This window comes from Paenibacillus sp. 32O-W (assembly GCF_007679495.1).
GTDB classification, from domain to species: Bacteria; Bacillota; Bacilli; order Paenibacillales; family NBRC-103111; genus Paenibacillus_L; species Paenibacillus_L residui.
This window is the reverse complement of sequence record NZ_VEGP01000029.1, coordinates 47114-62387: the sequence shown is the minus strand read 5'-3', so window position 1 is coordinate 62387 and position 15274 is coordinate 47114. Positions and strand designations below refer to the sequence as shown.

Genomic DNA, 15274 nt, shown 5'->3' with positions numbered 1-15274 from the left:
GATACGGTCCGAAAACCGTATACGCACTGGCTTCATTCATTCACTCGTTGTTCAGTTTTCAAAGGGCAATGCTGCTTTTTTTCTGTGCCGCCGTTCTTTAACAGCGACTCTTTTAATATATCATATATCGCCCAGTCATGCAAGCTTTTTTTTGAAGTTTTTTTCTTCCAGCTTGCCGACAGCTGCTTGAGAAAACCAAGCCGTTTGAAGCGACAAAGAATAATTTATCACATGGGTAACTGTTCTGTCAACAAAGAAATATCTGGATTTGTAGAGCTTGAATAATAAATGTTTTAACTCTTTTAAAATATGTACTTAATTTGTTGAAATAAGGGAACGCCCGTTCTATAATTATAAACAGTTTAGAAATGGTTACTTATGATATTCAAGAAATTAGAGCTTGATGATGCACTGGATATTAAACTGCCTCCCTCCATTGGTAAAACAACAGATTCCTGATAAGGGGAGATTTATCTTGATAAAGTTGTTTCAGTATAACTGGTTTACAAGGAATGAATGGTTTGAATTATTCAAGCAAGTCCCGGAGGAGGAATTGCTGCGTAATCGTGGACCAAGCTGTATTCTTTATATACTTTTCCATATTTGTGATGTGGAATATAGTTGGATTCGCGGAATACAAGGCAGGCCGGATATCCAAATCCAGTTTGAGAACTATAAGACACTTGAACAAGTTAAAGAACTTTCCGATTCATGGATCAAAGAAACAGAAGTATTCCTAAATACATGGTCTGATGATTGTGAAAATGAAATTGTGTCCGTATCGTGGACTGAAGGACGTTACACCAAAGGTGAAATATTACGGCATGTTATCGCTCATGAAATCCATCATAAGGGCCAGCTTGCCCTCTGGGCAAGAGAAATTGGGCTCCAACCCATATCAGCCAATGTAATAGGGCGAGGATTGTTTGGAATCTGAGCTTCAAGAAGACGCGACTGTCGCCGTCCTTCTAACGAACCCTTTAATTAGAAAGTTGATCTATTTTTTTGCCTTAATGAACTTAAACCTTCTGTTGTGATAAATAAAGAAAAGAGGGGACGCGCCCCTCTTTCAGCAATTATTCATTATCCTCGAATTCTTCATCCATATCTGTTTCAGGTTCTTCGTCCGGATCCTTTCTGACGACCGTCGCAGTAATTTCCGGCCCTTCCTCCAGAACCTCTTCCTCTTCTTCGCTCTTATCCACTCTGGCGACCGTAGCTACTTCATCATCTTCTTTAATATTGATCAAACGTACGCCTTGAGTATTGCGTCCCATAGTCGATATTCCCGCCATACTCATCCGAATAATCGTTCCTTGCGCAGTTATGATCATCAGATCCTCGTCTTCTTTAACAACCTTCAGCCCGACGACGAAACCGTTCTTGCTTGTAATGTTGAGGGTCTTGATTCCTTTGCCGCCGCGGGTTTGAATCCTGTAATCATCGATCGGCGTCCGTTTGCCGAAACCTTTGGAAGTAACTATCAGGACGTCATTATGCCCTTCGACTACATCCATATCGATGACTTCATCGTCTTCAGACAAATGAATTCCTTTAACGCCTGTGGCGGATCTGCCCATCGAACGAACGTCATCCTCTTCGAAGCGAATCGACATCCCCATCTTCGTTCCCATGATGATTTCTTGCTGTCCATCGGTCAAGCGGACTCCAACCAGCCTGTCTTCTTCCCGGATGTTAATTGCAATTAACCCGCCCTTGCGGATATTGCCGTAATCCTGCAGCGGCGTTTTCTTAACGATTCCCTCTTTGGTAGCGAAGAACAAGTATTGATCGGAATCGAAATTCTCGACCGGGATCACCGCATTGACGGTTTCTCCCTGCTCTATCTGAATCAAATTAATGATCGGCGTTCCTCTGGCCGTCCGGCTTAAATCCGGGATTTCATAAGCCTTAAGCCGGTACACCTTCCCTTTGTCCGTAAAGAACATCAGGTAGTGGTGTGTATTGGATACAAACAAATGTTCGACGAAGTCATCATCCTTCGTATCCATTCCGACTACGCCCCGGCCTCCGCGTCTTTGAGCGCGATAGGTTGTTACGGGAAGACGCTTGATGTACCCGGAATGAGTGATCGTAATGATCACATCTTCCTGAGGAATCAGATCCTCATCTTCAATGCTGTCTTCACCGATCGTAATTTCGGTCCGTCTTTCGTCACTGAACCGTTCTTTGATTTCTTCCAGCTCATCGCTGATGATACCTAGAATAAGGCTCTCATTAGCCAAAATTTCTTTCAGTTCCGCAATTTTCTGCAGCAATTCGGCATATTCCTCTTCGATCTTCTCGCGCTCCAAGCCAGTCAGGCGCTGCAGACGCATATCGAGAATAGCCTGAGCCTGTTCATAGCTGAGAGCGAACGTATCCATCAAGCCCTGACGCGCAATGTCAGTCGTTCTGGAGGAACGAATCAGACTGATGACCTCGTCCAAATGATCGAGAGCTATACGCAGACCTTCTAAGATATGTGCCCTTGCTTCGGCCTTGCGTAAATCGTACTCGGTCCGCCGGCGTATGATTTCCTGCTGATGCAGCAAATAATAATGGAGGACCTCTTTAAGATTTAAAATCTTGGGCTCTTTATTGACAATCGCCAGCATAATGATCCCAAAATTACTTTGCATAGCCGTATGCTTGTACAAATTGTTTAATACGACATTCGGGTTGACATCCTTGCGAAGCTCAATCACGATCCGCATACCATTGCGGTCTGATTCGTCACGCAGATCGGTAATGCCGTCGATTTTCTTGTCGCGCACCAGCTCGGCGATGTTTACGATCAACCGGGTCTTGATAACCTGGTAAGGAAGCTCATTAACAATAATACGGGCCTTGCCGTTGGCTTCCTCAATCGTTGCTTTCGCACGCATGGTAACGGAGCCTCTTCCTGTAGAGTAGGCCTGCTTGATTCCTTCTCTGCCAAGAATGTATCCGCCCGTCGGGAAATCGGGCCCCTTAATATATTGCATCAGCTCAAGCGGAGTAATGTCCGGATTTTTGATCAGCGCCTGAACGCCTTCGATAACTTCGCCAAGGTTGTGAGGAGGAATGGCCGTAGCCATGCCGACAGCAATCCCGGATATCCCGTTAACCAGCAAGTTGGGGAAACGCGAAGGCAGGACTGCCGGCTCTTGTTCCTCGCCATCATAGTTCGGTACGAAGTCAATCGTTTCTTTGTTAATATCGCGCAACAGCTCCATAGCGATCTTCGACAGGCGGGCTTCGGTATATCTCATGGCCGCTGCAGAATCCCCGTCTATAGAACCAAAGTTACCGTGGCCATCCACCAGCATATAGCGAAGGGAGAAGTCCTGAGCCATCCGAACCATCGTTTCATAAACGGCAGAATCTCCATGCGGGTGATATTTACCGATGACTTCTCCAACTATTCTGGCCGATTTCTTATATGGCTTATCGGGCGACATGCCCAATTCAGACATCGCATACAGAATTCTGCGGTGAACCGGCTTCAAGCCATCCCGGACATCAGGGAGCGCACGGCTGACGATGATACTCATCGCGTAGTCCATGAACGATTCCCGCATTTCCGAGCCGATATCTCTTTCTTTGATTTGAGGTTGCATTTCTTCGGCCATCGTTTACCTCCTGATCGTTCTGCAAAACCCGGCCAGCCGAAAATTAGGGAAAATAGATTTTCCCGCCATTTCCACAGTCATTTGAATGCCGGCCAGCTTTTATATATCCATTGTTATTATATTACTTTCACAACTTTTGCACAATTAAACGAACTTTGGGCGGCTCATACAGCCGGAACTTACGGATTTATTTTTTTAAAACGCCTCCGCTTTCCGCACCTATAATGTCTCCCGCAAGTTTGTCCTATAAGTTTAAAAAGAAGGCTCCGTGCAAACAGAACCTCCCTTTTCGGAATTTGCTTGATCAATTGTTAAATGTCCAGGTTGGTTACATACTTGGCATGCTCTTGAATGAAATCCCGCCGGGGCTCGACATTATCTCCCATCAACGTATCGAAAATAAGGTCGGCATCCATAGCATCCTGAATACTTACCTGCAGCAGTGTCCGGCTTTCGGGATCCATCGTCGTTTCCCAGAGCTGGCCTGCATTCATCTCGCCCAGACCTTTGTAACGTTGGACATTCACTTTGGCCCCGTCTCCAAATTCGGCCATCATTTCTTCCCGCTGCTTGTCGTTATAGGCATAGCGCACCGTTTTGTTGCGTTCTAATTTGTACAATGGAGGCTGTGCAATATATACATAACCTGCCTCAATCAGCTTGCGCATGTAACGATAGAAGAACGTGAGCAGAAGAGTACGGATATGAGCTCCGTCCACATCGGCATCGGTCATAATGATCACTTTGTGATAACGTGCCTTCGATATATCGAAATCTACCCCGATTCCCGTACCCAGGGCGGTGATGATCGCGCGAATTTCCGCGTTGGACAAAATCCGGTCCAGACGGGCTTTTTCTACGTTCAATATTTTACCCCGCAACGGAAGAATAGCTTGAAAATGCCGATCCCGGCCCTGCTTGGCGGAACCGCCGGCCGAATCTCCCTCTACGATAAAAATTTCACTAATGGATGCATCCTTGGAAGAACAATCCGCCAATTTCCCAGGCAATGAACTGACTTCGAGCGCGTTCTTGCGCCGGGTCAGCTCGCGGGCTTTACGAGCGGCCTCCCGTGCTCTGGCCGCCTGAATCCCCTTCTCCATAATTTTCTTGGATACCGAAGGATGCTCCTCCAGAAATTCCTGCAGCTTCTCGGAGAAGAGGGACTCTACAATCCCGCGCACTTCACTGTTGCCCAGCTTCGTCTTGGTCTGCCCCTCGAATTGCGGTTCAGGAATCTTCACCGAAATAATTGCCGTCAGACCTTCACGGACATCATCTCCGGTAAGATTCGAATCGCTCTCCTTGATGGAATTCGATTTGCGCGCGTAATCGTTCAGAATTCTCGTTAACGCACTCTTGAAGCCGGACTCATGGGTTCCGCCTTCATGGGTGTTTATATTATTGGCGAATGAATAAATGTTTTCGGTATAGCTGTCGTTATACTGCAGAGCGATCTCTACCTGGATGTTATCCTTGGTTCCTTCGGTATAAATCGGCGGGTCATGCAGCACTTCCCGGTTCCGGTTCAAATATTCGACGAATGAAATAATTCCCCCGTCATACTTGAATGTATTGGAGGCATCTGTCCGCTCATCGAACAGATTGATCTCGATCCCTTTATTGAGAAAAGCCAGCTCCCGAAGTCGCGATTGTAATATTTCGTAATCATATTCGACGGTTTCCGTAAAAATTTCCGGATCGGGCAGGAAAGTAATCTTCGTTCCCGTTTCTTCCGTTTCTCCGATCACTTTGAGATCGTATTGAGGAACGCCGCGTTTATATTCCTGCAGATGAATTTTTCCTTTTGTTTTGACCTGAACCGTAAGATGAGTGGACAGGGCATTAACGACCGACACCCCGACTCCGTGCAATCCGCCAGATACTTTATATCCGGAATCTTCCCCGCCGAACTTACCGCCTGCGTGAAGCACCGTCAGCACAACCTCGACTGCGGGCTTCTTCATCTTGGCATGTTCCCCTACAGGAATTCCGCGTCCGTTGTCAGTTACTGAAATGCTGTTGTCTTTATGAACGGTAACATCAATTCGGGTACAGTAACCGGCCAGAGCTTCGTCAATGCTGTTATCGACGACTTCCCATACCAAATGGTGAAGACCTCTGCTGCTGGTGGAACCGATGTACATCCCTGGACGTTTTCTGACCGCCTCCAGACCTTCCAGTACCTGTATCTGATTCTCGTCATAAGTATTTGGATTCAATGACATTACCCTTCACCTACTTTTCAAATTTCCGGACAGATAAGGCTAATGAATTTGCAATTGACTTGCTCTTTTATTCAGTGTTGCAGATGAAATAGGGGAATAATAAACTTTATGGACTGTAACGACGATCGACTTGCTATCCTCTTCGCCTATCACTTCGATTTTTTTATTTTTTAACGCATGGGTAACAAATTGTTTGGAAATTTTCGAATTTTTTTCGATCGAGAGGTCAAATATAGCTACTAACTCGTTAGCGCGAATGATCTTTTCTCCTCCCAAATGAATGAACATAGGCTCAACCCCTATTCGGATAGAAATCGATGGAATAGCCGTCACTTATCCTGTACCGATCCGTTCTTAACGTGATATATAGCTGCATCCGACAGCTTATCCATATTGACACTGTCCAGGGCGGTCGTCGTGATAAAGGTTTGAACCTTGTCCTGAAAGGTCTCGATCAGCTGGGTTTGCCGATACGGGTCCAATTCGGACAAGACATCATCAAGCAAGAGAACAGGGTACTCTCCCAATTCTTCGTGAATCAGCTCGAGCTCGGCCAGCTTCAAGGAAAGTGCGGCCGTCCTCTGCTGGCCTTGGGACCCGTAAACCTGAACTTCTTTGTCATTGATAAAAAACATCATATCATCACGATGAGGCCCGACTAGTGTTGTACCGCGCCTTATTTCCTGATCTTTCATCTGTTTTAACTTTATCATAAATCGCTCAAATAGAATAGTTTCCTCTTCGGGATCACCGGTTTCTATGGAGGGACGGTACTCGACCCGGAGCTTTTCGAGGTCGTTCGTTATGCCCGAATGGATATACTCCGCCCATTTTTGCAGTTTTTTTATAAAGCTTTGCCTTTTTTTGATGATTTTAGAACCATACTGGGCCAACTGCTCGTCCCAAATTTCAAGCATCGGGTCCGTGGCGGCAGGAAAGCCGGGCAATTGCTTCAAGTAATTGTTCCGCTGGTTCAGCACCTTCTGATACTGGGTCATTTCATACAGATAGCCAGGGTGAACCTGGCCGATCTCCATATCAAGGAACCGCCGGCGGATTCCGGGAGCGCCCTTGACAATTTCCAAATCCTCCGGGGCAAACATGACTACATTTAGCGTTCCGATAAAATCACTAAGTTTTTTTTGCTCGAGGCCATTAATTTTAGCCTTTTTGCCCTGGGGAGTAACCGAGAGACTGAGCTTGCACAAGCCGTATTTCTTGTCCACTTCCGCATAGAGCTGGGCATAGGGTTCATTCCAGCGAATTAGCTGCTTATCATGATGCGTACGATGAGATTTGGACAGGGCAAGGACATAGATCGCTTCCAGTAAATTGGTTTTCCCTTGGGCATTAGGACCTATAAAAATGTTGACCTTATGGTCGGTATTCAACTCTATTTCATCATAGTTTCGGTAATTTTTAATAGCCAGCCTATTAAGAAACAAGTGATTTCCTCCTAAGAGCCCGCTTTAACGCAAAGCTCCGCTTCGCAAGGCAAGAGCAATGATTCCACACTTTCATCCATAATGAAAGAAAGGGGTCCTCTTTGTAACATACGACTCCAGTTATCTATTCTATGCGGCACTTTATTCTTTGGAGACAAGCTTGCCGTTTCAACTGCTCGGGCCTTCGTTTAAGAACGCCGGACTTGAAATTCCCCACAGCCGTCCACCTGAATAATATCGCCGGGAACAAGCTTTCGGCCCCGCCGGTTTTCCGGCTCCCCGTTAACGAGAACCTTCGTTTCCTGTAGAAATATTTTGGCGTGTCCGCCGGTGGACACACAGTCAGCCAGCTTGAGAAATTGCCCCAATGCAATATACTCCGTCGAAATTTCGATAGATTTCATTCTTCCTTACTCCTTTATTAGCTGGTAGTCCGGTAGGGAAGGATGAGCTGCAAAATTCTCGTGCCGTCCTCCGGCTGGATAACAATCGGGTTCATCGGTCCGGTAAATCCGATATGCACGAATTCGCTATCGATAACTTTTAAGGCATCGAGCATAAATTTGGAATTGAATGAGATCTGCAGAAGATTTCCGGAATGGCTGCTGACCGGAAGCACTTCTTTGACCTTGCCGAGATCGGATGAGCTGGACGAAATTTCGATCGTTTGATCGTCGTTCATAACCAATTTTACGATATTCGCCTTGTTCTCTCTGGTAAGCAAATAAGCCCGGTCAATCGCGTCCATTAACGATTTGGATTTTATAACCATTTCTGTCTGGAATTGCTGCGGGATCAATTTACTGGTATCCGGATATACGCCTTCCAGCACCCGAGTATAGAACAGAACATTGCTCAGCTTGAACAGCACGAGTGTTTCGGTAAAGACGATATCGATCAAGGAGTTATGATCCGGCAATATTTTGTTCAGCTCGCTTAAGGTTTTACCGGAAATGACGACGCTCTTGATTACCTGGTCTGGAGGGGTATCGATTTGAGATTCCCGGCTGGCCAGACGATGGCGGTCGCATCCGATCAGCTTGAGATTATTCTCTGTCAACGACCAGAGAACTCCAGTCAGAATCGGTGTCGTTTCGCTTGTGGATACAGCGAAGGAGGTCTGCTTGATCATTGCCTTCAGCAGATCGCTGGACATCGAGATGACTTTCTCCTCATCGACTTGGGGGAGAAGGGGGTATTCCTCCGAATCGAATCCGACTAATTGAAACTCGGCTGTTCCTGAACGGATGATCGTTTGATGATTTTCGCCGGCTTCGATTTCTATCTGTTCGGAAGGCAGCTTGCGCACCATTTCCATGAAAAATTTGGCGGGTAGCACGACGCTACCAGTTTGGACCAATTGCACATTTTCTATCCCATCATTCTCCAATGGAATAAAGGATTGGATGGAAATGTCCGTATCGCTTGCCGTTAACATAACTCCTTTAGGAGTAGCATCTATCTTTATTCCGCTAAGGATTGGAATGGTTGTGCGGCTGGAAATCGCTTTCGACACATGCTGGATCGATTCGCTCAGCTGGTCTTTTAAAATCGTCAGTTTCATAATTTCACTCCCGGGTTCTTAAAATAAGAAACGGCTCATAACCTGTATTATAGCAAACTCGAAAAAGCCGGCATAATGTATGCAGCTTGGGAAAAATGAGAAAAACTACTCTAATAGAATTTAAAGCTGAGCAGGACACAAAACTTCCATTGTGGAAAATGTGGCTTCGCTGAACGCTTTTCTATTTTAAATTATATCTTTTTTTTAGTAGTAATAGTAGTAGGCGGCCTGAATATGTGGATATGTGAATAAAAAAGACAAGAATCAAGCCTATCCACATGTGAATAGATTGTGCATAGGCTTCTTCGTTATCAACTGGGATTTTTAATTTTTTCGGTCAGATTCTGAATGATCTTGCCCAATTCCGGATCTTGCTTAAGCGTCATTGTAATTTTGTCGTGGGCATGAATAACGGTCGTATGATCTCTTCCTCCGAAGGCTTCTCCAATTTTGGGAAGGGAGTAGTCGGTGAGTTCACGAGACAGATACATCGCGACCTGCCTTGGAAAAGCGACGGCTTTCGTCCGTTTCCTCGCCTTGAAATCCTCCAGCTTCAACCCGTAAAATTCCCCGACCTTCTGTTGAATATCTTGAATGGTAATTACTTTGGGCCGGGAGGAAGGGATAATATCCTTCAACGCATCGGCCGCCAGGGAAACGGTAATGTCTTCGTTAATAAGAGAAGAATAAGCGACTACGCGAATCAGGGCGCCTTCCAGCTCGCGGATATTCGTATCAATATGATTGGCGATATAGACCATGGCTTCATTCGGAATTTCCAGATTCTCCGCTTTGGCCTTCTTGCGCAGGATGGCGATTCTGGTCTCCAGATCCGGAGGCTGAATATCTGTGATCAAGCCCCATTCGAACCGGGAGCGCAGCCTCTCCTCCAGGGTCGGGATTTCTTTCGGCTGCCTGTCGCTTGAAATAATAATTTGCTTACTTTCTTCGTGCAGAGCATTGAAAGTATGGAAGAATTCCTCCTGGGTCTGCTCTTTGCCGGCGAGAAACTGAATATCATCGATGAGCAGAACGTCGATGTTGCGGTACTTGTTCCGGAAGCTCTCGCCGCGGTTGTCACGGATCGCGTTAATAAATTCATTCGTAAATTTCTCGGAAGATATATAGAGAACCCGCGCATTGGGATTATGCTCGAGTACATAATGTCCGATGGCATGCATTAAATGGGTTTTGCCAAGTCCCACTCCACCATATAAAAATAGCGGATTATACGATTTCGCAGGCGCTTCGGCCACAGCTAAAGAAGCCGCATGGGCAAACCGGTTCCCGGCGCCGATAACGAACGTATCGAACGTATATTTGGGGTTCATCATACTGGCGTAAGACCATTCTTCCTGAACGGCGGTCTCGGGTTGAACCGGTGCTGCGGTTTGTATGGATGGAGGCTGGGCAGGGGAGCCGTCCTCAATGACGACCTCTACAGTCACATCCTTGCCTAAACATTCGTAAACCGTCGCCTTGATCATCTTGGCATACCGGGTTTCCAGCCATTCGCGTGCAAAATTGTTAGGAGCGCATATGACAAGGAGGGTATCGGTAAATACCTTTGCTTGGGTAGATTTAAGCCACGTATCAAAACTGGGCTTGCTTAGCTTGGTTTGAATTTCTGAAAGTACTTGTTGCCATAAGTTATTGACATGGCTTTCCACAAACAGTCACTCCTTTAAAAAACGTGGCGACAGCCATTGAATATATTGTCATATCAAGGAACAACATGTCAATTATCCACATTATCAAGGGAATTAGAAGGGTTATTGGGAAGGAAAAGTTCAAATTGTTCACAATATTATCCACAACATGTTGATAATTTCTATGTATTTGATAAATATCCACAGGCGAAAACAATTTAAATATATCAAAAAGAGGGAGAGGATTCAATGGAATTCGATAAATTATCCACAATTTCGCCAACTTGTGAATAGATTCGATGCACATACCTGTCCAGTGTTTATAAATTGTTGATATTTCGACAGAGTTCTGCTAAATTTGCCACAAAATTATTCACAGCCTTCCGTGGATGAAAATAGCGCGGGCTCCAGAGTGAAGTCCGGTTGACTTTTGGCCTGCGAGATGATTTAATTATTAGAGGTATTTTTGGGATGTAATTCCTCGGGGAGGTGCTATATAATGAAACCGACTTTCCAACCGAACGTAAGAAAGCGTAAAAAAGTACACGGTTTCCGTAAGCGCATGAGTACGAAGAATGGCCGCAAGGTAATTCAAGCTCGTCGCCAAAAGGGCAGAAAAGTACTGACTGCTTAATTTTTTTGAGACCACTTGCGAGTGGTCTTTTTTCCTGTTTGGTGCCCGGTGTCTCCTTGCCTGGCTTACAGGGACTGAATTTATACCAGGATTCGGTTCTCGGAATATGAAGGTTCGGAAGGAGGAAGCCCCGAAGGATCAAGCTGGCATAACAGCCGGCAGCGCAAGTTTTAAATAAGGCAAAAATGTTAAACCTAGAACTAAATAGATTGCTGTAATCAAGATCCGGCCGTTCATGGAGTGCGTTACCTTATACTTGCTGTCCGAAAGGCCTGTCCCAATAGAAAGGGCGGAGCATGTGGATGGAGGCTTATAAACCACATTCTCTTTCGGAGCAAGGGAAGGTTAAAGTTTTCTTGACAAATTGGGGAGTTCGCAGTGCATAAACAGAATCGTTTGGCCAAAAGAGAAGATTTTAGTAAAGTGTACCGCTGGGGCAAGTCGACTGCGAATCATCAGTTTGTGCTTTACCGGAAGGAAAAGAACGCCTCTCAGCCATTGAGGGTAGGGGTATCGGTGAGCAAGAAGGTAGGCAATGCAGTCGTCCGTAATCGGATCCGCAGAGTGGTCAAGGAAATTATCCGCTTGAATATAGACCGTATTGAAGGGAATGCGGATCTTATTTTCATTGCCCGAAAACCGGCCGCCGATATGTCTTATCATGAAATGGAGAAAAGCTTGTTCCATGTCCTGAAAAAAGCGGGCTTGTTCAAAAAGAAATAATCGATAAATATTTATTTGTTACAGTAGTTATGATATATTGTTTTTTGATGTATGATTTGCTCTATTGAGCATTATTGGAAGGTTGAGTAAGCGGCTGTTAACGATTTCTGCCTTCTTTCTATTTAGTAGAACGGGAGATATTATGCCGCATTTGCTGCAATAGAAGGAAGAAGCCCGTTTACCGAGCGCTCTCTTTCCATTCTATTTGGCAATAGAACGTCCTTTAAACGCGGTCGCTCATCCATGAAATACTCCGATAGGAGTTTTTCTCATAATATAAGAAAGTATAAGTTTCGCCTTATACCTGTTCTTATATTCATCGGTAAACGCGCCTGTCCAGAGGACGGCGATAGCCGTTTATCCTTATATAATATAGAAAGTTTTGGATTGGAGAACGAACGAATGGCAGACGTCTAGGAAGCCGGGTTGGTTATCCCACAAAACTTCCGGGAGGATTTGATATTGATTCGTCGCTTCTATAAGTTAATACCGCTGGGATTGTTGGTGCTGCTGTTATCTGCCTGTAGTCCGACGCAATTCAGTCCCATTGATCCGAACAACGGAATTTGGGACAAGTATTTCGTTTATCCGCTTTCCAGTGTACTGAACTGGTTCGCCGATATGCTGTGGGGCCAATACGGATTATCCATCCTGATCGTTACAGTGATTATCCGATTCCTCGTTTTGCCGCTTACGCTGAAGCAATACCGCAGCTCGAAGCAAATGCAAGCGATTCAACCCGAATTGATGAAAATTAAAGAGAAGTACAAGGACAATCCGCAAAAGCAGCAAGAAGAAACCATGAAGCTGTTTCAAAAGCATAACGTCAACCCGTTAGCGGGATGCTTGCCTTTACTTGTTCAGATGCCGATTCTGATTGCACTGTATAATGCGATTATGCGTAATGGGGAAATCGCTAACCATTCTTTCTTGTGGATGGAGCTGGGTAAGCCCGATCCGTTCTATGTACTGCCGGTGCTGGCCGCTTTGACGACTTATTTGCAGCAGAAGGTCATGTCGACCCAAGTGAGCAATTCGCCCATGCAGGCCCTGTTATTTATTTTCCCGGTGCTTATCTTCGTAATGGCTATGAATTTTCCGGCTGCGCTGCCTTTGTACTGGGTATACAGCAACATCTTCACAATCATACAATCCTATATTCTTTATAGACCATCTAAAAAATAGGGGTGGCCATTTCTAATGAAGAAGATTGTGGTTTCTGGAAAAACGGTTGAAGATGCCGTAAAGCAAGGGTTAGGAAAGTGGGAAGTAACGGAAGACCGAGTTAAAGTAAACATTCTTGAACAGCCCTCGAGAGGGCTGTTTGGACTAATTGGTGCCAAGGATGCGAAGGTAGAGCTCGAATTAATTCCTGATCCGATTGAGGAAGCTGTGGCATTTCTTAAAGATATTTTTCGGACGATGAATTTGCGTACGGATATCGATGTTCAGGCCGGAAGGGATTTGACGACGTTCGACTTGAACGGGGAAGAGTTAGGGATATTAATCGGAAGAAGAGGGCAAACTTTAGATGCTCTCCAATATTTAGTAAATATTGTAGCTAACCGTTATTCCAATACCCATGTTAAAATAGTGCTGGATGCCGAAGATTTCCGGAGCCGCAGAAGAAAAACATTAGAAGATCTCGCCATGCGATTGGCTTCCAGGGTTATCAAGAGTAAGAAGGAAGTCATTCTGGAACCGATGTCTTCCCTTGAACGCAAAATTATCCATTCCAAACTACAGGATCACCCTTCGGTGAAAACATACAGTAAAGGGGAAGAGCCGAATCGCAGAGTGGTGATCGCCTTAAAGTAGGAACGGTGCAATGACTTCTTGCCGAAGAGGGAGTCATTGCTTTTTTTCTTTCCATACCGATTAAGCTGCTCAGGAGGTGGTAATAGAATGATTCATGATACGATTGCGGCTATTGCAACACCGCTGGGAGAGGGAAGTATTGCGGTTATTCGGGTCAGCGGGCAGGATGCCATTCCTAATGTAGAACAGGTGTTTAAATCTAGAACAAGACTGACCGAAGCGGCCACCCATACGGTGCACTACGGGTTTATTCAAGATCCGGAGTCACTGGAGAAGGTCGACGAGGTGCTGGTTACGGTGATGAGAGCCCCACGCTCGTTTACGATGGAGGATGTTGTCGAAATAGGCTGCCATGGGGGATTGGTGTCGGTTAAGAAAGTGCTGGATCTTCTGTTGAGCAAAGGCATTCGGCTGGCTGAACCGGGGGAGTTCACGAAGAGGGCTTTCTTGAATGGACGGATTGACCTTTCCCAGGCCGAGGCGGTAATTGATTTGATTCGCTCCAAATCGGACCGTGCTTATAAAATAGCCATGAAGCAGGCGGAAGGGTCACTTTCCCAACAAATTAAGCAGTTGAGGCAGCAGTTGGTGGAGCTTATGGCCCATATAGAGGTGAATATCGATTATCCAGAGCATGATGTCGAGGAAATGACCAGTGCATTCATTGTCGACAAAAGCAGGGAAGCGATCGCCAAAATAGATGAATTATTGAAAACGGCGGAGCAAGGAAAAATAATACGCGAGGGAATCGTAACGGCTATAGTGGGCCGTCCGAATGTAGGGAAATCTTCTCTGCTGAATGCCCTTGCCCAAGAAAACCGGGCGATCGTAACGGATATTCCCGGGACCACTAGAGACGTTATTGAAGAGTATGTTACGATTAACGGGATTCCGTTGAAGCTGTTGGATACAGCGGGAATTCGCGAAACGTCGGATGTTGTCGAGCAGATCGGTGTCGAGAAATCGCGAAGCGCATTGTCGGATGCGGATCTGATCCTGCTTGTCCTTAATGCGGGCGAGGAGCTGAATGACGATGAGCTGCAATTGCTTGAGCAGCTTAAAGACCGACAAGTAATTGTTATCGTCAACAAAATCGATTTGCCCCGGAAGCTGGATATCGGAAGATTGTCCTCTTTCCTGGATGAAGAGCGTATTGTAATGATGTCGGTCCAGGAGAACAGGGGGATGGAGGAGCTGGAGAAGGCCATCTCCGCCATATTCTTCAGCGGGCGGCTGGAGTCGAATGATGCGACTTATGTCAGCAATGTCCGCCACATTCATCTGCTTAAGGAAGCTAAGGCTTCCCTTCGGGAGGCCATGATGGCGGCGGAGCAATTCGTGCCCATCGATATGATTCAAATAGATGTACGCAACAGTTGGGAGCAGTTGGGAGAAATTATAGGGGATTCCGTTGGAGAATCACTGATCGACCAAATTTTCTCACAGTTTTGTTTAGGGAAGTAAAAAGGTAAAATAGGATCCGGGTGAGGATAATATCCTTTAAAATCGGGCGCTTATTTAGGAACGAAAGATAGGATTTTTCGTCGGATTCCAAGCCTTATAACTATATATAAGATACTAGGAAGGAGCACGTTGATG

General features: G+C 45.7%; 13 protein-coding genes. 6 read left to right on the top strand and 7 right to left on the bottom strand.

The window, feature by feature from the left end:
- Positions 1-475: 475 nt before the first annotated feature.
- Complete coding sequence (locus FS806_RS13305; RefSeq protein WP_144937147.1) at positions 476-937, top strand: DinB family protein; 462 nt, start codon at positions 476-478, stop codon at positions 935-937.
- Positions 938-1076: 139 nt separating this feature from the next.
- Here FS806_RS13305 and gyrA read toward each other — a convergent pair whose 3' ends face one another.
- The 7 genes from gyrA to dnaA all read right to left on the bottom strand — a co-directional run bounded on the left by gyrA (position 1077) and on the right by dnaA (position 10521).
- Entirely contained in the window at positions 1077-3614 is a 2538-nt protein-coding gene (gene gyrA, locus FS806_RS13300; RefSeq protein WP_144937144.1) for a DNA gyrase subunit A, read from the bottom strand.
- Positions 3615-3925: 311 nt separating this feature from the next.
- The gene (gene gyrB / locus FS806_RS13295) at positions 3926-5842 is read right to left on the bottom strand and encodes a DNA topoisomerase (ATP-hydrolyzing) subunit B (RefSeq protein ID WP_144937141.1); all 1917 of its coding nucleotides are present in this window, start codon (positions 5840-5842) and stop codon (positions 3926-3928) included.
- A gap of 39 nt (positions 5843-5881) precedes the next feature.
- Entirely contained in the window at positions 5882-6130 is a 249-nt protein-coding gene (gene remB, locus FS806_RS13290) for an extracellular matrix regulator RemB (RefSeq protein WP_144937138.1), read from the bottom strand.
- A gap of 41 nt (positions 6131-6171) precedes the next feature.
- The gene (gene recF / locus FS806_RS13285; RefSeq protein ID WP_144937135.1) at positions 6172-7287 is read right to left on the bottom strand and encodes a DNA replication/repair protein RecF; all 1116 of its coding nucleotides are present in this window, start codon (positions 7285-7287) and stop codon (positions 6172-6174) included.
- Positions 7288-7475: 188 nt separating this feature from the next.
- A complete protein-coding gene (gene yaaA, locus FS806_RS13280) occupies positions 7476-7691 on the bottom strand; it encodes a S4 domain-containing protein YaaA (protein WP_144937132.1) in 216 nt (71 codons plus the stop codon).
- A 17-nt stretch (positions 7692-7708) separates the two neighbouring features.
- Positions 7709-8851, bottom strand: a complete 1143-nt coding sequence (dnaN, locus tag FS806_RS13275) for a DNA polymerase III subunit beta (RefSeq protein WP_144937128.1) — start codon at positions 8849-8851, stop codon at positions 7709-7711.
- 311 nt (positions 8852-9162) lie between these two features.
- Positions 9163-10521: a chromosomal replication initiator protein DnaA gene (gene dnaA, locus FS806_RS13270; protein ID WP_144937124.1), complete on the bottom strand. Its 1359-nt coding sequence runs from the start codon at positions 10519-10521 to the stop codon at positions 9163-9165.
- Positions 10522-10999: 478 nt separating this feature from the next.
- Here dnaA and rpmH point away from each other — a divergent pair, with 478 nt between their 5' ends.
- The 5 genes from rpmH (at position 11000) to mnmE (ending at position 15139) form a co-directional block, all read left to right on the top strand.
- Positions 11000-11134: a 50S ribosomal protein L34 gene (gene rpmH, locus FS806_RS13265; RefSeq protein WP_144937121.1), complete on the top strand. Its 135-nt coding sequence runs from the start codon at positions 11000-11002 to the stop codon at positions 11132-11134.
- 378 nt (positions 11135-11512) lie between these two features.
- A complete protein-coding gene (rnpA, locus tag FS806_RS13260; protein ID WP_144937118.1) occupies positions 11513-11857 on the top strand; it encodes a ribonuclease P protein component in 345 nt (114 codons plus the stop codon).
- Between the two features lie 462 nt (positions 11858-12319).
- Entirely contained in the window at positions 12320-13042 is a 723-nt protein-coding gene (locus tag FS806_RS13255) for a YidC/Oxa1 family membrane protein insertase (RefSeq protein WP_144937115.1), read from the top strand.
- Positions 13043-13057: 15 nt separating this feature from the next.
- Positions 13058-13675 (top strand): RNA-binding cell elongation regulator Jag/EloR, encoded by a 618-nt coding sequence (gene jag, locus FS806_RS13250; RefSeq protein ID WP_144937112.1) that lies wholly within the window; start codon positions 13058-13060, stop codon positions 13673-13675.
- Between the two features lie 87 nt (positions 13676-13762).
- Entirely contained in the window at positions 13763-15139 is a 1377-nt protein-coding gene (mnmE, locus tag FS806_RS13245; protein WP_144937109.1) for a tRNA uridine-5-carboxymethylaminomethyl(34) synthesis GTPase MnmE, read from the top strand.
- The last annotated feature ends 135 nt before the right edge of the window (positions 15140-15274 follow it).

What these genes read in the sequence shown, in the direction of transcription:
- rpmH (WP_144937121.1), top strand. Translation starts at nt 11,000, where the DNA reads ATGAAACCGACTTTCCAACCGAACGTAAGAAAGCGTAAAAAAGTACAC.
- remB (WP_144937138.1), bottom strand. Translation starts at nt 6,130, where the DNA reads ATGTTCATTCATTTGGGAGGAGAAAAGATCATTCGCGCTAACGAGTTA.
- mnmE (WP_144937109.1), top strand. Translation starts at nt 13,763, where the DNA reads ATGATTCATGATACGATTGCGGCTATTGCAACACCGCTGGGAGAGGGA.
- yaaA (WP_144937132.1), bottom strand. Translation starts at nt 7,691, where the DNA reads ATGAAATCTATCGAAATTTCGACGGAGTATATTGCATTGGGGCAATTT.
- gyrB (WP_144937141.1), bottom strand. Translation starts at nt 5,842, where the DNA reads ATGTCATTGAATCCAAATACTTATGACGAGAATCAGATACAGGTACTG.
- dnaN (WP_144937128.1), bottom strand. Translation starts at nt 8,851, where the DNA reads ATGAAACTGACGATTTTAAAAGACCAGCTGAGCGAATCGATCCAGCAT.
- gyrA (WP_144937144.1), bottom strand. Translation starts at nt 3,614, where the DNA reads ATGGCCGAAGAAATGCAACCTCAAATCAAAGAAAGAGATATCGGCTCG.
- jag (WP_144937112.1), top strand. Translation starts at nt 13,058, where the DNA reads ATGAAGAAGATTGTGGTTTCTGGAAAAACGGTTGAAGATGCCGTAAAG.